The sequence below is a fragment of the Rhodococcus sp. C1 genome (assembly GCF_020809065.1).
GTDB lineage: Bacteria > Actinomycetota > Actinomycetes > Mycobacteriales > Mycobacteriaceae > Rhodococcus_F > Rhodococcus_F qingshengii.
The window spans coordinates 1,034,951-1,054,776 of the sequence record NZ_CP078080.1 but is presented as its reverse complement, the minus strand read 5'-3'; the positions used below and the strand labels follow the sequence as shown (position 1 = coordinate 1,054,776).

General features: G+C 63.4%; 3 protein-coding genes. 1 reads left to right on the top strand and 2 read right to left on the bottom strand.

The annotated features are described in order from the left end of the window. Window positions 1-60: 60 nt before the first annotated feature. Both KTR60_RS04805 and KTR60_RS04800 read right to left on the bottom strand, forming a co-directional pair. Complete coding sequence (locus tag KTR60_RS04805) at window positions 61-16,770, bottom strand: amino acid adenylation domain-containing protein (RefSeq protein WP_416309257.1); 16,710 nt, start codon at window positions 16,768-16,770, stop codon at window positions 61-63. An 85-nt stretch (window positions 16,771-16,855) separates the two neighbouring features. Beyond that, window positions 16,856-17,440 carry a class I SAM-dependent methyltransferase gene (locus KTR60_RS04800; RefSeq protein ID WP_003945672.1) on the bottom strand — a complete coding sequence of 195 codons (585 nt, stop codon included), beginning with the start codon at window positions 17,438-17,440 and terminating at the stop codon, window positions 16,856-16,858. A gap of 151 nt (window positions 17,441-17,591) precedes the next feature. Between KTR60_RS04800 and KTR60_RS04795 the strand changes: the two genes are divergently transcribed. Beyond that, entirely contained in the window at window positions 17,592-19,739 is a 2,148-nt protein-coding gene (locus tag KTR60_RS04795) for an MMPL family transporter (protein ID WP_228401900.1), read from the top strand. Window positions 19,740-19,826: the final 87 nt, after the last annotated feature.

The following is a 19,826-nucleotide window of genomic DNA, read 5'->3' as shown; positions in this document are numbered from 1 at the left end:
GGGTATCAACACTGTGAGCCCCCGTATAGCGGTCGACCCCACGGAGCGATGCGACGTATGTCATAGTTTCGCCCCCTCGCTCGCGTCATCCCCTTCGGCGGCGACTGCAGCCTCGATCACGTCGACCAACTGACCTGCCCATACGCGGACTGCACCCGCATCGACGCGGTCGGCACGGAACCCGAGAGTTGCAAAGACAGGCCCATCGCCCACCGGCTCGTAAAAACTCAACGTCACATCCGCATGGGGCACTCCCACCGGAATCGGTACGAGAGAACCGAAGTCGCCGAGCCCGTCCAAATCCGCCTGCTGGTGATGGATCACCATCACCTGAGGTCTCATGGACGCCGGATTACCCAGCGCCTGCTCGACATACACATATGAGACATCCTGATTGTTCAGCGCCTCCAGATTTCTTTCCCTCACTCGGCCCAGCAATTCTGCAAACGTCGGACTACCGGACGTATCCGTGCGCAGGAGAACAACATTGAAGAAGGACCCGATCATCGGTTCGAGACGGGGATCCGACCTGCCCGCAACCAATGAACCGATGGGAAGATCAGTACCCGCGCCGGCCTTCGTGAGAACGCTGGCCAGTGCGGCCTGCAGGACCATGAACATACTCGTGCCGGTGCGCGCAGCCAGGGCGTCGATTCCGGCGTGCAGACCCGCGTCGATGTCGACGGCGATCACGTCACCTCGAGGCTCCGAGTCACCTTCCGGCAACGGAAGATTCACACTGGTCGGTATTCCGTCGAGCGCATCCCGCCAATATGCAAGTTGCTTCGACGCACGGCTGTCGACGTCTCGGGGGTCTCCCAACAGCTCCTCCGACCACACGGTGTAATCGGCGTACGTCAATGCAAGCTCGTCCCAAACCGGTTGATCTCCCTGCGACCGGGCTGCATAAGCAGAGACCAGATCTCCCAACAGCGGCACTACTGACCACTCGTCGACGGCGATGTAGTGCATGACGAGAAGCAGTGTCCTAGAGCCGTCTTCACCGAGCACCAGATGAACCCGCAACGGTGATTGCTCACGCAGATCCATCGGAAGTTGAGCCAGTTCGAACACCACTCGACCCACATCGCCGGCGCCGACATCGACCACATCGACAGTCGGACGCACCGATTCTCTTGCCACGACGATGCCGTCGACCTCGACGAAGGTGGTCCGCAGGGGTTCGTGCCGCGAAGTCACATCGTCCAAGGCGTGCCCGAGAATCTCCGGATCGATCTTCGATTTCAGGGTCAGCGCCAGAGCGTGGCTTGCTTGCGGTTGCGCGCCGGACGCGCGGAACAACTCCCACTGACGACGTTGCGGCGCAGACAGACCCATCGTCTCGGGACGTTTCACCGCCGGCGCCAGGATCGGACGCCCACCTTCCGAACGCGCGACGACGGCCGCCAACTCCGCAACACTCGGCGCGTCGAATACGTCTCGAATACTGACGTCCACGCCGAACGCTTCCCGAATGCGACCGACCAGTTTCATCGAAGCCATCGAATGGCCGCCGAGTTCGAAGAAACTGTCGTGGACTCCGACACTCGGGAGTTGCAGGATTTCCGCGAATGCAGCCGCAACCGTGGACTCCACTGCCGTGCGAGGAGCAACATCACCCGCCAGCTCCGACCAGTCCGGAGTGGGCAACGACTTGCGGTCGAGCTTTCCGTTGGGCGTCAACGGCAGCGGACCGTCAAGGGCGACAACCATGGTCGGAACCATGTAGTCGGGCAACGACACTGCCGCGAGGTTCCGCACTGCCGTCGTGTCGACGACGACACCGGGTTCCGGTGACACGTAACCGACCAGGCGCGTGATTTCGCCCTGCCGATCCGCGACGACCGTTGCCTGCTTCACCGAAGGATGGGCACTGAGAGCTCCGATGATTTCGCCCAACTCGATTCGGAAACCGCGGATCTTGACCTGATCGTCGACGCGGCCGAGGAAGTCGATGTTCCCGTCAGTGCGCCACCGCGCGCGGTCCCCGGTGCGATACATGCGATCGCCCGCGGTGAAGGGATCGGCGATGAATCTCTGTGCCGTCAGATCGAATCGGCCCAGATAGCCTCTCGCCAGGCCGCGTCCCGCGATGTACAGCTCGCCGGATACTCCCGGCGGAACCGGACGGAGTCGATCGTCGAGCACGTACGCCTGTTCGTTGGGGTCAGGGATTCCGATGGGCACGGGACCGTTCCAACCGGGTTCCGCCTGCCACAGTGTGTTGTTCACCGTGGCTTCGGTGAGTCCGTACGCGGCAAGCAAATTCAGCCGCTCCGCCCATCGCCCGATCAGCTCCGGTGGCACCGTCTCGGTTCCGACCAACACGGTGCAGCCCTGCGGCACTTCACATCCTGCCGGCAGAGCGGCCAGCAACGAGGGAGGGATGATCGCGTGGGTGACACGATTGCTCGTCATGAAATCGGTCAGCGCCGGACCGGCAACTCGTGCATTCTGCGGCACGATCACCAGGGTGCTGCTCGTGCACAGTGCCATCGCCAGCTCGAATACCGCGACGTCGAAGCCGACCGAAGCGAACTGCATCACCACCGAACCCGGTACCAGTCGCATCCGAACCTCAGCTGTGGCAACAAGACTCGGAATACCGTCATGGGAGAGGACGGCTCCCTTCGGCTTTCCAGTCGATCCCGAGGTGTAGATGACATAGGCAGCGTGGCTGACGCCAACTGGTGGCCGGGGAGTTTCGACGATCACTGCCTCGTCCAGTTCCGCACGGATCAGCGGATCGTCCAGGAGAATTCGCTCGACGCCGACCACATCCTCGATCCGCGAGCTTTCCTCCGCAGTGGACAGAAGTACCGAGGCGCGGGAATCGGTGAGCATGTATGTGATGCGCTCGCTCGGGTGACTCAAATCCAGGGGTAGATACGCGGCCCCCAGCTTGAGCACGGCGAGGACCGACGCGACCATTTCCACCGAGCGCGGGACGGCAAGCCCCACCACGTCTTCGACCGACACTCCGCGGCGATACAGCACGCCGGCGATCCGATCACACTGCTCGGAGAGTTCGCGGTACGTGGCCTGCCCCGCCTCGTCGCGCACCGCAATCGCCTCGGGCGTAGCAACGACTCCACGCGCGAAAGCGTCGTAGAACGTCTCTTCCGGCACGTCGACGGCGGTGTCGTTGAACGAGGTGACAACTTGCTCGAGTTCGCCTGGCAAGAAGATGTCGATGTCGCCGATCTCGATGTCGGCCGATTCCACGACTGCCGCGACCACCGATTCCAATCGGTTCGAAATTCGCTGTGCCGTTTCGCGATCGAAGAGGTCGCTGCCGTACTCGAGCCGGACGTCGATGCAGCCTTCGTCGCCGAGGTACTCGGTGAAGTTGAACACCAGATCGAACTTGGCCGTGTACTCCTCGAGTTCGAACGAATCGCCGCCCGTCTCCTCGCGGCTGTGATAGCCGACCATGACCTGGAACAGCGGATTACGTGCCAAAGTACGCGACGGATTGAGGCGCTCCACCACCGTTTCGAAGGGAACGTCGGCGTTGGCGAAGGCCTCGAGATCTCCCTCGCGAACGCGATCCACCAACTCCCGGAACGTCGGGTTACCCGACGTATCCGTGCGCAGCACAATCGTATTGACGAAGAAGCCGACCAGTTCGTCGAGTCCCTGCTCACTACGTCCGGCGACGGGAGCGCCGAGGGGAAGGTCCTCACCCGCTCCGAGCGCAGTCAGCAACGCCGCCGACGCCGCGTGCAGAACCATGAACATCGAACTCTGGCTCTCGCGCGCCAGATCTCGCAGTGCAGCAGTTGTCTCCACGCCCAACCGTGTCACCACTGCACCACCGGAGAAACTCGGTCTGGCCGGTCGACTCCGGTCGGCGGGAAGCAGCAGTTCTTCGGGGGCTCCGTCCAAACTCTTCGCCCAGAAGTCCAACTGCGTGCTCAGGATGCTCGACGGATCGTCGGGGCTGCCCAACAATTCCCGTTGCCACAGAGTGTAATCCGCGTACTGAACCGGAAGCGGTTCGAAAATTGGATCTTCGCCCTGGATCCGAGAGGAGTATGCAGACATCAGATCGCGCAGGAATGGCCGATCGGACCATTCGTCCGTCGTGATGTGATGCAGGACGATCACGACCACTACGGCACCGTCCACCTCGGCACCGTCCACCCGGATCAGACGTGCGCGGATCGGAATCTCGTCAGACAGGTCGAACGGACGACCCACTGCCACGGCAATTTCACCGGCGACACCGGATTCGTCTCGATGAACTGTCTCGACCGGAATCGTCGCCGATTCGAGAATTATCTGCTCCGGCGATCCGTCCACCAACCGGAACACCGTACGCAGGGATTCGTGTCGTTCCACGACGTCGCCGAGCGCCGCGGCGAAGACGTCCGCGTCCAGTGCGCCGTCCAAACGGAGCACGATCGGGAAATTGTAGGCCGCGGAGTTCTCCTCCATCTGTCCGATCAGCCACAATCGCTGTTGAGCGGCAGAAAGAGGAAGGTGGTCCGGCCGCGGCTTCGCTACCAGCACCGGTCGCGTCGATCCCTGCTCGGCCACAATACGTTCCGCGAGTTCCGCCACCGTCGGCGCTTCGAAGAGATCACGCATGGTCAGACTGTTCGGAATGGCGATCCGAGCTCGACTGATCAGCTTGGTGGCCAGAAGCGAGTGCCCACCGAGGTCGAAGAAGTTGTCGTCGACCCCGATATCGCCCACATCGAGTACGTCGGAGAAGAGGTCGCAGAGGACCTCTTCCGTGTGGTTACGCGGTGCGATCGACTCCCCACTCCGCTCCCCCAGCACCGAATCAGCGGTGGGCAGTGCCTTGACGTCGAGCTTGCCGTTGACGGTCATCGGTAGTGTCTCCACCTCGATCACCACGGCCGGAACCATGTAGTCGGGTAGGAGAACTCGCGCCTGCGCGCGGTAGTCGTGCCCGGCGCCGAGTCGCACGGGTGTCACGTAGCCGACGAGCCTCTTGACTCCACCTGCCCCGATGTCGACCACCACTGCCGCTTGCCGCACATGTTCGTCGGATTCGAGAACGGAGACGATTTCGCTCGGCTCGATGCGGTGACCTCTGATCTTCACCTGATCGTCGGTGCGGCCGAGGAAGTCCAGGTTGCCGTCACCGCGTCGCCGCACGAGATCCCCGGTGCGGTACATACGTCCTCCGGTCCCAGCCGGATCTGCGACGAAGCGCTCGGACGTGAGCGCGAAGCGTCCGAGGTAGCCGCGAGCCAAACCGGCTCCGGCAATGTACAGTTCGCCGGCAACTCCATCGGGGACCGGACGCAGCCAGCCGTCGAGAATATGCGCGGCGGTGTTCCAGATCGGTTTGCCGACGGTCGGGGTGTCACTGTCGAACGTTCCGCCACCGAGCGTGTTGATCGTGTATTCCGTCGGACCGTAGAGGTTGTAGCCCACGGTTCCCTCGGTGTCGCGCAGCCTGTTCCACACCGAATCCGGAACGGCTTCACCGCCGAGCAGGACCAACGGCGGGCGGTGGTGTCCCACACCGTCGTCGAGAAGCCCGCTGTCGATCAGGTGCGTCGCGTAGGTCGGTGTCACGTTGACGACGTCGATGTCCAGTGCGTCGCAGTATGCAACGAGTGCCTCGGCATCACGACGCAGATCCTCGTCGCAAATGTGCACCTCGTGGCCTTCCACGAGCCACAGAAGTTCCTCCCACGACATGTCGAAGGCGAAGGACACGGTGTGCGCGATCCGCAGGCGCCGGCCCGCCGCGGCGATCACGGGTTCGAAAATCGCCTCGCGGTGGTTGAACTGCATGTTCGTCAAGCCGCGGTAACCGGTGACCACGCCCTTGGGCTTGCCGGTCGAACCGGAGGTGTAGATGACGTACGCGGGGTGGTCGAGTCGATGCGGTGCCCCCGGGGCGAATGCTCCGAGTTCCGACGCGGAGAGTGCCCGCGCCGAGATCGTCAGTCTCCTTGCTGCTGTATCAGGTTCGTCGATCACGATAGTGCGGACGTCCGCACCTTCGAACCTCGGTGAGGCCGAAACGGTTGTCAGCAACACGACAGGATCCGCGTCGTCGATCATCACGGCCAACCGTTCGGCCGGATGGTCGAGTTCGAGGGGTAGGTAGGCAGCACCCGTGCGCAATACCGCGAAGAGCGCGACGACCATGTCCACCGAACGTGGTAGGCCAAGAGCGACAATCTTTTCCGGGCCGGCGCCGTAATTGATCAGCAACCGCGCCATCCGGTTGATCTCGCCGTCGAGATCGGCGTAGGTCATCCGGCGCTTCCCGAACACGAGTGCCGTGTCGTTCGGTTGCGCCGACGCGACTTCTTCGAACAGGTCGGCAATGGTGCGCTCCGGCAACTCCCGGATCTGCGTCTGCTGCGCTACTGCGGGAACCGGAGACGCAACAACCGATCCCGTCATGTCCTGCGACCAACTCTGCAGCAGGTCGACGAAGTGACGCAGTAGGTCCTCGGCCCGGCGCGCGGTCACCAGATTCGGATGGAACTCGAACTTGACGTTGACGGTGGCACCCGGTGTGACCACGACGGTCAGCGGATAGTGCGTGTGATCGATACTGTCGCTTCCACTCACGTCGTGAGCGGCGTTGAGCGCGTGGACTTGCTTCTCGTCCACGAAGTTCTGCAAGACCATCAGCACGTCGAAGAGTTGACGATGCTCGGAAACACGCTGGATCGATGCCAAACCGAGGTAGTCGAAGGGCATCAGCGAAAGTCGATCCGCCTGTGTCCGACGAAGAAGTTCCTCGACGCTCTCGTTCGGATCCAGTTGCAGCCGAACGGGAACGGTGTTGAGGAACATGCCCACCACGGTGTCGATTCCCGGTACCTCCGGCGGCCGTCCGGCAACCGTGGAGCCGAAGACGACGTCCTGTCGACCGGTGGCCGACGCCAGCACGAGGGCCAGCGCTGCATTCAGTACCGTGTTGAACGTGACGCCGGACGCGGCAGCGCGCTCACGCAAGGCACGCGAAAGCGTTTCCGACAGAACCGCATCGCGGCGATCCGGAAGCTGAACTTCGACACCGGGCATCGGCTCGGCAACAAGCGTCGGCTCCTCGAGTCCTGCGAGCGCTCCGCGCCACCCCTCGTCGGCGGCTGCACCGTCGCGATCGGCCAACCAGGCGAGGTATGTCTCGAACGACCCCTCGGGTTCGCCGAATGCGCTGTCGTCGCCGCCGGTATCGTAAAGCGCCAGAAGCTGACTGACGACAAGGCCGTTGGACCAGCCGTCCCACAGCAGGAACTGCCTGTTGATCACCAGACGATCCTGGCCGCCAGGCAGATGCAGCACACTCATACGCCACAGCGGCGGCGCGGTCAGGTCGAATGGCGTCACTCGGTCTTGGGCGGCGACGGCCTCGGCACGCTCACGAGCAACCGAGTCGTCGAGTTCACGGAGATCGTGGACGACGACCGGAACATCGAGTCCAGCGCTGAAGAACTGCACCGGCTCGTTCAGCCCTTCGCTCACGAAACCCGCTCGCAACGTGGGATTTCGTCGTTGAAGTGTCCGGGCGGCCGCAGCCAACCTGTCGACATCGAGGGTGTGCCCGAAGTCCATCGAGAACTGTGCCGTGTAGATGTCCCCACCACTGCTGCTGTCGCTGCTGCCCGCGTAGCCGGCTTGGAAGTACAGGCCTTCCTGCAACGGTGAGAGTGGGAGGATGCTTTTGACACCTGCCGGACTCGCATCGGTTATCGCGTCGATCTCGGTCTGACTCAGGTCGAGCAACGTCACATCGGACGGGGTCAGAATGGGAGGCCCGGCGTGACGCGCGGCTGCAGCCGCCAGATCGCCGAGGGCCGAAACCCAGCCGTCGGAGAGTGACTGCGCGTCCTCCTCGGACAAATCTTCACTTGCCCAGGCAAACTCGGCGCGGAGCCCCGAATCCACGCTGACGACATTCACGATCAGTCGGTACGGGCCTCCCATGTCTGCGTCGGGATCGGTGGACAAGGCTTCGGATTCCGCTGCCAAGGACCATGCTGTCGATCCAGCTGTCGTCGTACGTCCGAGATAGTTGAACAGGATCTGAGATTCGGAGCGCCCCGCCAATGTCGATGCCGTGCGGGCATTCACGTATCGCAGCATCCCGTAGCCGATACCGCCGTCCGGAGCCGCCCGCAGGCTCTCCTTCACCTCGCGTAGCGTGTCCACCGGGTCGATTCCGCCGTGCAGTCGCATCGGGGCAATCGTGGTGAACCAGCCGACTGTTCGCGACAGATCGATGCCCGCCACCAACTCCTCCCGGCCGTGCCGTTCGAGATCGACCAGCAATTCGTGCTCACTGCGGCCGGTGGAGCGGCGCCAGCGATCGACGGACATCGTCAGCGCTGCCAACAGAACATCCGTTCCCTCGGCACCCACCATTGCCGCAACCGATCCAAGTGCTGCCTCGGAGATTGCTCCGTCCACCGTGACCGTGCGCCTCGAGCCTCCGGATACGACGGCATCGCCCGCGGCGTCGGGGATCAACTGCGCGCCCGGAGCGGTCACGGTCAGCCAGTGATCGAGTTCGGCGAATCGATGAGCACTGTATGCGTGTTCGGCCACCGTACGGGAGAAGGTACGCAGCGAAGTTCCGACGGCATCCAGTGCGGCGGGCTCTCCGGCTTCGACTGCCACCCAGGCCATCGCGAGATCCTCGAGCAGGGTTCCCCAGGAAACCCCGTCCACGACCAGGTGGTGCGCGACTATCGCGAGTCGGCCCAGACTCTCAGCGCCGCAATCGAACCAGACCACCGAGACCATCCGCCCTGCAGACGGATCCAATCGACTGGTCGCAGTTTCAGAGTGCTCAGTGACGAGTCTTCGCAACTCGGAGTCATCCAGTCCCCGAGCATCAACGCGTTCGACCAGGTTCGCTGCCCGGACACTACCGGGTTCCTCGATCCGCGCCGACCACATCCCGCGGTCATGTCGGATCAAGGTTTGGCGAAGTCCGTCGTGGTGATCGAGCACGGCCTGCAATGCGCCGGTGATCGAACCGAGAGATGTTGCCGGAGAGTGGATCAGAACTGCCTGGTTGAAGCGGTCGGTACCACCCGTCCATTCGGACAAGCGGTGAACCACCGGCAGCGGAACCAGCTCACCCACGCCGATGTCGGCCGTGACGGTGGCATCCGAGGTGGCGACATCACCCACCGCTGCAGCGATCGCAGCGGGAGTGCGCAATTCGAAGATCTGACGCGGGGTCAGCACTACCGAATCACGACGAGCCAGGTTGACCATGCGGATCGCCAGGATACTGTCGCCGCCGAGAGTGAAGAAATCGTCGCGCACCCCGACACGGGGCAGTCCGAGAACCGTCGCGAAATGCCCGGCGAGGAGGTCTGCAACGCCCGAGGAAACCACTCCCGTCAAGTCGCCCACCTGTGCCGCAAAATCCGGTGCAGGTAGTGCTTTTCGGTCGAGCTTGCCACTCGGGCTCAGCGGCAGCGACTCGAGCCGCACGAAGGCACTTGGCACCATGAACTCCGGTAGCACTGACAACAACTGAGCTCGAACCGCAACATCATCAGCATCTCCGACCAGGTAGGCGACCACCTGTGCGCGGTTGCTCGGACCGTCGGTTCGGACGATCACGGCACTTGCCGTGACTCCGGGGCACAGCGCCAATTGCGCTTCGATTTCGCCGAGTTCGATTCGGAATCCACGAACCTTCACCTGCTCGTCGGCACGGCCGAGGTACTCGAGAACGCCGTCGGCATTCCACCGCACGATGTCACCGGTCCGGTACATCCGCGAGCCGCCGTCGCTGTACGGATTCGCCACGAATCGTTCGGAGGTCAATCCCCCACGTCCGTGGTAACCACGCGCCAGTTGTGGCCCTGCCAGATAGAGCTCACCGGTGGCACCGGCCGGGACGTTCTGCAGGTAGGGATCGAGAACCAACAGGCCGGTGTTGGCGGCAGGTGCGCCGATCGGGACGCTGACGGCGTCTGCCGGAGTTTCCTGCACCGACGGCTGCCAACTGACGTCGACGGCGGCCTCGGTGGGGCCGTAGAGGTTGTCCACCAGAGTATTCGGCAGGATCTCGGAGACCTTGCGTGCAACGTGAACGGGCAGTGCCTCGCCGCTGCAGTTGACGATCTCGAGCGAAGAGCACAGTGCTGCTTTCGGCTCCGCGAGAAACACGTCGAGCATCGACGGAACAAAATGCACTCGGGTCACGGAATGTTCGACGATGACGTCGGCCAGATAGCCAGGGTCCTTGTGCCCGTCCGGCTCGGCCATCACGAGAGTTGCCCCCACCAGGAACGGCCAGAAGAATTCGGGAACGGAGACGTCGAAGCTCGACGGGGTCTTCTGCAGCATCCGGTCGGAGACGTCCATCGGACGTATCTGCTGTGCCCAGAGCAATCGGTTGACCACACCCTCGTGGTTGACCACAACGCCTTTGGGGCGACCGGTCGAACCCGAAGTGTAGATCATGTACGCGGCATCCGCGGGCGATCCTGGGACACTCAGCGGATCGGCGGGGAACTGCGCCGACTCCGATACCGTCACCCGCGGAACCGAACCCGAATCGAGTGAAGAGTCTTCCGACACCACGACGCACACAGGATCGGCGTCACCCAGCATGTACGTCAGCCGCTCCGCCGGGTAGCCGGTGTCGAGGGGAACGTATGCTCCCCCGGCCTTCCCGATGCCGAGTATCGCGACCATCAGATCAGGAGAGCGAGGCAAGGCAACCGCTACCAACGATTCGCGTCCGACGCCACGTTCGCGCAGCAGATGCGCAAAACGATCAGCGCGAGAGTGAAGTTCGGCGTAGGTCAACGACTCTTCACGGAAGATCACTGCGGTGGCTTCGGGCGTACGCCCGGCTTGATCCTTCAGCAGCTCGGTCAGCGTTGCGCGCGGCCGATCCAAGGCCGTGCCGACGCTCCCCGGCTGTGCGGGTGCCAGCGCGATCCGGCCGATGACCTGATCGAGATCGCGCGAGAGCTCGGTGAGTACGACTGCGAGAGTTTCGGCCAGCGACGCAGCGGCGTCGCCGTCCACCTGAGCAGCGTCGTACTTGAGCTCCAACGCCAATCGATCGCCGGGGACGACGATCAGGGTCAGCGGGTAGGCCGGTCGCTCGTCGAATCGAATTCCCGTCAGTCGCACCGAGTTCGTCGGATCAGCGATTGCCGTGTCACCGAGTGGATAGTTCTCGAACACGACGAGTGATTCGAAGTCCTGCTCCAGTCCGCCGGTCCGTCGCAGTTCGGGTAACCCCAGGTATTGATGGTCGAGTAGTTCCGATTGTTCCCTCTGCCAACGGGAAAGCGCTTGCGCGGCTGTCTCTGCCGGATCGAACCGCAACCGAGCCGGCACGGTGTTGATGAACAAGCCCACCATGGACTCGATGCCGGGCAGGTCTCCACCGCGTCCCGATACGGTCGATCCGAACAGCACGTCTGTTCGGCCGGTCATTCGGCCGAGCACCAGCCCCCAGGCGCCGTGCACGAGCGTACTCAGCGTCAGGCCATGGGAGCGTCCGTTGATCGCCAGTGCGCGAGTATCACTGTCGGACAGCTCGACTCGGGTGGCACAGACGCCGCTGCTGCCCGCGCTCGGCGCGGGAAGTTCGACCGCGGGCCCGGGAGAGTTCAGCGCTTCTCTCCACACCGCTGCCGAGGCCTCGTGATCGTGGCGGGCCAACCATTCGAGATAGCTGCGGTACGGCGCCGGAGTCGGGAGCACCGCGCCGGAGTCGCCAACGCTGTACGACGCCATCAGCTCCCGCAGCATCACCGGAACCGACCATCCGTCTGCGACCGCATGGTGAATCGACTGCAGCAGAAGGTACTTCTCCGAAGAGGCACGGACAAGCGTGTAACGGACGAGCGGCGGTTGCGCCAGGTCGAACCCGCGCGCGCGGTCGGCGGAAAGCAGTTCATCGACATCGGCGCCGGCCACCTCGACTACCGCCATCTCCACGACAGCGCTCGGGTGCACCACCTGCACGACCCGGCCGTCACCCAGGACCGAGAATCCGGTGCGCAGCGCCTCATGCCGATCGACGACGGATTGCAGCGCGCGGTGCAGCGCCGCACTGTCCACGGCTCCGGTCAGTTCCACAACCTGTTGCACGACATACTGATCGGCCCCCGGATCGGCAAACGCCGAATGGAAGTAGATCCCTTCCTGCAGCGGAGTGAGTGGGAGAATCTCTTCAGCCTTCGGTAACCCGTCCACGTCTGCCTGAGCGAGCGCCACCAGAGGGTAGTCCGAGGGTGTGGCTCCGCCGAAGGCTGCGAGCCCGGACACGGCCTCGAGCGAGTCCAGCCACAACCGCGCAAACTTGTCGATGTCGCTACGCAGGAAGATGTTCGACGCCCAGGTCAGGGTGGCTCGCAGGCGTGGTCCACCGGCGGCGTCCTCGGCTACGACGTCGACAGACAACGCGTGACCCATCGGCATGGACGGATCGGCAGCACCGTCCATCGACACCGGGAACCAGTCCCCCTCCGCTGCGGCAGTGCGTCCCAGATAGTTGAGCACCACCTCCGGCGCTGCGAAACTACGCAACTGATCCGAGCCGCCGAGGTATCGCAATGCTCCGTACCCGAAGCCGGCGTTCGGGACCCGTCGAAGTTGCTCCTTGACGCTCTTGAGAACCCCCGCCAACTCGCCGCTCGCGTCGAGATCGGGAGCGGCTGTACCGATCTCGAGCGCCACCGGAAACACTGTGGTGAACCATCCGACGGTACGAGTCAGGTCGACGTGCGCATCGCCGTCACCGCGAACGATGTCTTCGTCGCGTCCGTGCCCCTCCAGGTCGATCGTCACCGATCCGGCACCGCTCCAACGGGTCAGCGCCACGGCAAGTGCGGTGACCAGCACTTCGCTCACATCGGCTCCGAACGCCCGTGGGACACTGCCCAACAGCTGATCTGCAAGTTCTGGAGGTAGGGTGATCGACCGCGCCGCAGCGGTGCGCGCGAGGTCAACTGCCGGGTCGAGTGCCCGACGGCCGAGAGATGCCCGTTGTGCGGACGTCACCGAGTCCCAGAACTCGATTTCCGAGTCCAGTCGCCCGGCTCCGACCGCCTCCGAGACGAGTTCGGCGTACCTTCGCACCGACGTGCCGACCGGAGCGAGTGCGGGTTCGTCGCCATTCATCGCTGCGATGCCGGCGCGCGCGAGGTCCTCGAGGATGATGCGCCACGAGACGCCGTCGACCACCGCGTGGTGGATGACAAGCAACAGCCGTCCGGGACCGGTCACAGGGCGGAACAGAACAGCGCTGACCATCGTGCCGTCGGCTGGATTCAGACGGCCGACAGCTCGCTCGGTCTCGGCGACGATCAGCGGTCCGCATTCTTCGAGCGGTGCCGGTAGTGCACGGGTCTCGAAGACCACAGCCGCTTCGTTTGTCTCCGGGACGAGCAGTCTTCCTTCGGGCGTCAACGTCGCACGAAGTGCATCGTGGCGCGCCACCAGGGCGTCGAGCGCCGACTCGGCGTGCTCGGAGGTCAAAGCTGACGGGGTCTGAATCAGCGCTCGCTGGTGGAAGGTTCGTACTGCGTCCGACACTCCGAGAACCTTGGCGGCAATCGGCGTCGTGGCTACGTGGCCGATCGGTTGGTCCGCGTGGTCGACGATCTCAGCCACTCGGGAGGACTGGGCACGCGCCATAGCCTCGGCGGTGCGCAGTTGGAACACCTCGCGAGGACTGATCGACAAACCGGCAGCACGAGCCGCGGTCACGAGTGAGATCGCGACGATGCTGTCGCCGCCCAGTGCAAAGAAGTCGTCGGTAACGCCGACCGAATCGAGGCCGACTGCCGACGCGATCAACGTGCAGAACTGTTGTTCGACTTCGTTTCTCGCAGCGACATGTGCACTCAGTTCGGCGAGATCGGGCTCGGGTAGCGCGCGACGGTCGAGTTTGCCGTTTGCCGTGAGCGGAAACTTGTCGAGGACGGTGACGGTGGTCGGGACCATGTAGTCGGGCAGCTTGCTCGCAGCCCACTCGCGAAGCTCACGTGAGTCGATCGCGAGGTTCGTCCCCGACGCTGCGCTCACGTAGGCGGCGAGATACTTTGCACCGGTTGGTGCTTGGCGCACCAGAACTGCCACGTGACGCACTGCGGGGTGCGAAATCACGGCGGCTTCGACATCCTCGAGTTCCAGGCGCATGCCACGAATCTTCACCTGATTGTCCGTGCGTCCGAGGAAGTCGAGGGTGCCGTCCGGGGCCCATCGGGCCAAGTCACCGGTGCGGTACATCCGGGATCCGGCCAGATCACCTGAGACGAAGGGATCCGCGACAAAACGAGATGCGGTCAGTGCCGACGCGCCGACGTATCCGCGTCCCAGCAGGAAGCCCGCGGCGTAGAGTTCGCCGCCGGTGCCGATCGGAACCGGCTGCAGGTCGCCGTCCAACACGTACAGGCGAGTGTTGGGGTTCGGCCGCCCGATGGAGGTCGCGATTCGTTCCGCGTCCTCTCGGTAGATCACATGGGAGACACCGATGGTCGCTTCTGCCGGCCCGTAGCCGTGATACAGCGTCGTGGACAGTTGGGCACGGAACCGGTCGAAGAGTTCAGGCGTGAGAACCTCACCGCCGCACCACACGTGCTTCAACGAATCTAGCTGATCGGTCTCGTTCGCCAGGTCCAGCAGTATGTCGAGCATGGACGAGACCAGGTAGACGAAGGTGACCGATTCTCCGGCGATCAGGTCGAGCAGGTATTGCGGGTCGCGTTCCCCCTCGGGCTTCGCGATCACCAATCGACCGCCGGAGACGAGCGGGAGCAGGATCTCGTTGATCGAGATGTCGAACGAGAGTGGGGCTTTGAACAAGGAGGCATCGCCGGACCCGAACCCGAGAATCCGCTCCCGTTGCCACAGCAACCTTGCGCAGATTGCCTCGTGGCGGATCATGGCGCCCTTCGGACGTCCGGTCGAACCGGACGTGAAGATGACGTATGCGAGTTGGGCACCGTGAATACGAATGTCGGAGGTCATTGTCTCGGACAGGTCCGAGGGCCCGTCCTCGTACGCCCACGCGGAGAGATCGACCGGAACGGAGTCGTCTACACCGTCCGAGGTGAGCACCAGTGTGGCGCCCGCGTCGGCAAGTACCGATTCGCGGCGTTCGGCAGGCCATGACGGATCCAGCGGAACGAAGGCACCACCGGCACACATGACGGCCAACAACCCCACCACCATCTCGGCGGATCTCGGAAGCCCGATCGCCACAACGGTTTCGGTCGCGACACCGCGAGAGATCAAGTGCGCGGCGAGCTGTGATACCCGACTTTCGAGTTCGCCGTAGGTCAGCCGGACGTCGCCGTCGACCACGGCGACAGCGCCCCGATCGGCAGAGAAGCTGCTGCGCAACAAATCCGGCACCGTCGTGATTGGCTGCGGCTCTGCGGTGTCGTTCCACCCGTGGAGCACGAGTTCTCTCTCCGCGAGCGACATGGGGTCGAGTGCCGAGATCGGAAGCTGCGGCTCGGCTACGAATCGATCGAGGAACTGTTCGATTCTCGCGGTGTGATCGGCCAACTCCCTGTCGAATCCGGCCGGGGCGCGGACGTCGATCTCGATCGGCTCCCCGTCCTGACCACCGCGCACACTCAGATCCAGGTCACTGACTCGACCGGTTACCGAATTACGCACGCGCACCGGGCATCCGCCGAAGGTGAGTGTGTGTTCGAACATCATCGAGTTGATGCCGGGGCCGAAGACCTGACGGTCGGGATCGATCGCCCGAATGTCGCGAGCAAGATCCTCACCTCGGTACCGCCCGTGCTTGAGAATCGAGACCAGGGCGGTGTCGAGACGAGTTGCCAACTGGCCGATGCTTTCCGAGCGTTCTACCCGAATACTCAGCGGCAAAATCGTCGACGCCATCGAAGGAGTGCGACGCATGTCGCGCCCCACCCGAGCGGCCATCGGTACCGAGACGACAACGTCGTGCTTTCCGGTGGTCCGCGCAATGTACGCGATCAGCGCGGCCATGGGCAGGCGAGTTCGTCGAATCCCGGCGTCGGCCGCATAGCGGTAGAGCTGTGCCGCGCGATCAGCGTCGAGCGTGAGTATCGCCGAGATCGGCGGCAGCGAATCATCCACCTGCCCATGCAGAATCCGCGTCGCTTCCGGTCCCGATTCAACGCGTTCGACCCAGTACTGACGGTCGGTCTGGAATCGCGGAGAGTTCCGGTAATCCAGATCGGCTGCAACCACGGCGTCGAGTGACCACTGCGGCGCGGCAGTCCCGAGATTCGGATCGTCGTATCGCTCGGCGACGTCGGCGACGATGAGCGAGATGCCGTACCCGTCGATCACGCTGTGGTGATAGCGCTGATACCAGATGACTCGGTCGTCAGCGGTCAGCAGAAGCACCTGGCGGAACAGCAGATCGTCCGGACCGAAGACCCGAGCCATGTCGGTGTCCATCCACGACTGCGCAGTCGAATCGGGATCCGCCTCGGCCCGAAGGTCGAGAATTTCCACGTCCCAGCGCGCATCCGGAATCGGCACCTGGATCAGCTGGTTGTCGGCATCGACCTCGAAGTGCACGAACAGCGCTTCGACGCGTCCGACGCTGGCCTCGATCGCCGCTGCCGCGCGCTCGATGTCGATCGTGCCGTCGACCTCGACGACAAGTCCGATGTTGTAGACCGGACTGCTCGAATCCACGTTCTGAGCAACCCACACCTCACGCTGAGCGGCCGTCGCCGGGAGCGCTGCGTCCAGATCGGCACCGCCCGATACCGCCGGGTGAGCTACCTGAGAGTGGTCAGACATCAAGAATCCGATCATCGTCGTTCATGCTCATCGAACGACGAACACCCTCGCAAGTTTAGGGTAGGCTACCCAGGAACGTGAAGGTGCGCTCCCGCCCTGGTCAGACCTGTTCCCACGGACCGAATTCGAGCAAAACGTCAATTGCCGTCTTACCGTCCTGCGGCCGAACGACATGTTCGAGGGCATAGACCCTCGATCCCTCCGCAGCGCGAGCGAGATCGGAAATACCGGGCAGAATGGTCGGTTCGGGTGGACCGCCCACACCACGATGGAAGTTCTCGATGGAATGCCCCAAATAGAGGACCCGTCCGCCGGGCGTCAGCCACTCCCCGACGCGCTTCAAGGTTGCGGCCAGATGGTCGACCTCGAGGTGAAGAAAGCTGACCAACACCAGGTCGACCAGCCCTTCCGGCTGCCACTCGGTCGCGTCGCCGACCTGCCAGTCGACAGCCTTGTCCCCGTCACTCGCCCGTGCCAGATCGATCGCCACCGACGAGTAGTCGACCGCAGTCACCGACCAACCTTGCCCAGCCATCCACCGCGCGTGACGGCCGTCGCCGCAGGCCAGATCGATCGCGGTGCCCGGTCTCAGATCGGAAATTCTTGTTGCGACGGTTCCCGCCGGGTCGACTCCCCATGGCTCCGTCACCGCTCGGTATCGCTCGTCCCAGTCGCGTGCGTCCATGATTGCTCTCCCATATCCGTTTCACCGTTTCACCGTTTCAGATCGGACGGTGCCCCCAGCAGCATAGAGAACCCTCGAATGTGACAGATCGATACCCCTGGGGGTATACAGGTGACGGACAGGAATACCCCCACCCGTATCAGGAGTGAAGATGTCAGCGACCAGAACAGTCACCGCGGACCCACCCACCCGAGCCGACGGCATACTTGCGCGTCTCGGTCGATCGATGGCGACTCACACCCGCCTCGTCGTCGGCGTCTGGTTGATCGCGTTGATCGCACTCGGCGCCGCAGCACCCAGCGTCTTCACCTCCCTGGCCGGCGCGGGTTGGCAGGCAAACGGATCCGAATCCGTGCAAGTTCGCGAGTTGGCCGAGCAGCATTTCGGTGGAAATTCCTCCGCCGCAGTACAAGTGGTCGTTCACTCGGATTCTCTACCCATCACGGATCCGTCGATGCAGCAAACCCTGGCCGCGGCAACGGAAATCTTTTCCGCGGACCCTCGCTTCGGCGAAGTGATCGCCCCGCAGCCCGGTATGACCATCAGCCCGGACGGACATACCGGCATCATGGTCGCGGGCGCCAACGCGAGTACCGACGAGATGGTCAGCGCGGTAGACGAACTCGGCAAGAAGCTCACGGGCTTGTCCACCGACACGATCGAGGTGTACCCGACGGGTGCGTCGGCGTTGTGGAGCGATTTCAACAAGGCCAATCACGAAGCCATGATCAAAGCCGAAATGATGTCGTGGCCCGTCACTCTCGCGATCATGGTGTTGGCCTTCGGCTCCCTGGTTGCCGCGGGTCTACCACTACTGCTGACGCTTGCGGGCCTGATCGCTTCGGCGGGCGGGCTTGTAATCCTCAACGAGATCACGCCGATTTCCGTGTGGGCCATGAACTTCGCGATGATGTTCGCTCTCGCGCTGGGCATCGACTACGCACTCTTCCTCGTCGCCAGGTTCCGGGATGCATTGCGAGCCGATCCGGATCCAAGGGCCGCCGTGGCTCAAACCATGGACACCGCCGGCAAGGCTGTGGTCCTTTCCGGCCTCACAGTTCTGGTCAGTTTGTCTGCGGTTCTCATCGTTCCAGCCCCGGCCGTACGCACGATGGCTGTCGGAATCATGCTCGCTGTGATCTTCGTTCTCGCCGCAACACTCACCCTGTTGCCTGCCGTGCTCGGCAGGATCGGCGCGAAGGTCAACGGCGGTTCTCTACCGTATGCAAAGCGCCAGCAACACCGCTCCCCGATGTTCGCAGGTTGGGCATCATTGCTGCACAAGCACCCGTGGCCATTCGGCTTCGGCGCCTTACTCATCCTGATCGCACTCGTTGTTCCGGTCTTCGGACTGAAGGTGGCAATGCCCTCCATCGCCGTGGTTCCCGAGGACGCCCCGGTTCGCCAGGGCTATGAACTGGTGCAGCAGCAATTCGGGGACGGCGCCCCGGGGATGTTGCAGATCGTCACGTCCGCCGACGATGCAGCCGACACCTCACGTATTGCCATGAGCGTTGACGGCGTGGCCATGGTCACCCCAGCGCAACAAGCTGCCGACGGGTCCGATCTTGTTATGCTGCAAGCAGTTCCCACCGTCGACCCGTCAGATCCTGCGATGGAAACCATCCTTGCCGACCTTCGGTCGCAACTGCCGGAATCGGCGCTCGTCGGCGGCGCTCCGGCCGAAAATCTCGACCTTCAGCAGGCACTCGACGACTACCTTCCCATCGTCGTGGTCGTGATTCTGACGCTCGGATTCCTGTTGCTGCTGATCGCCCTCCAGGCGCCTTTGATCGCCTTGATCGGCACGCTGGTCAGCCTGCTGTCCACTGGGGCCGCATTCGGAATCGCGAAGCTGATCTTCCAGGACGGTCACGGAGCAGGCCTACTCGGCTTCACCCCCCAGGGTTTCCTCAACGGGTGGGGTCCGGTCTTCTTCTTCGCCATGATCTTTGCGATCGCGATGGACTACACCGTGTTCCTGCTTTCGAGTGCCAAGGAGCACTACGAACGCACAGGCGACCCCGCGATCGCACACATCGACGGCCTCGCGCATTCAGGTCGGGTCATTGCGGCGGCAGCAGCGGTGATGGTTGCGGTCTTCTTCACTTTTGCGCTCGCAGATCCCTTGCCACCCAAGGAAATGGGCATCATCCTCGGCGTAGCTGTGCTCCTGGACGCAGTGCTCGTCCGCTTGGTGCTGCTGCCCGTTCTCCTACGCCTCACCGGCCGGGCAGCCTGGTGGGCGCCGGCATGGCTGCGTCGCGTCCTGCCGAACATCAGCTTCTCGCATGGCTGATCGTGTACCCGACATCACTGTCCTACTGATACCCCCAGGGGTATGATGGAGACAAGAGAAATCAAAGCCGGCGACAGTGACAGCCAA

Coding starts and splice junctions, on each gene's coding strand:
- KTR60_RS04805 (WP_416309257.1), bottom strand. CDS start 16,770: ATGATCGGATTCTTGATGTCTGACCACTCTCAGGTAGCTCACCCGGCG.
- KTR60_RS04800 (WP_003945672.1), bottom strand. CDS start 17,440: ATGGACGCACGCGACTGGGACGAGCGATACCGAGCGGTGACGGAGCCA.
- KTR60_RS04795 (WP_228401900.1), top strand. CDS start 17,592: ATGTCAGCGACCAGAACAGTCACCGCGGACCCACCCACCCGAGCCGAC.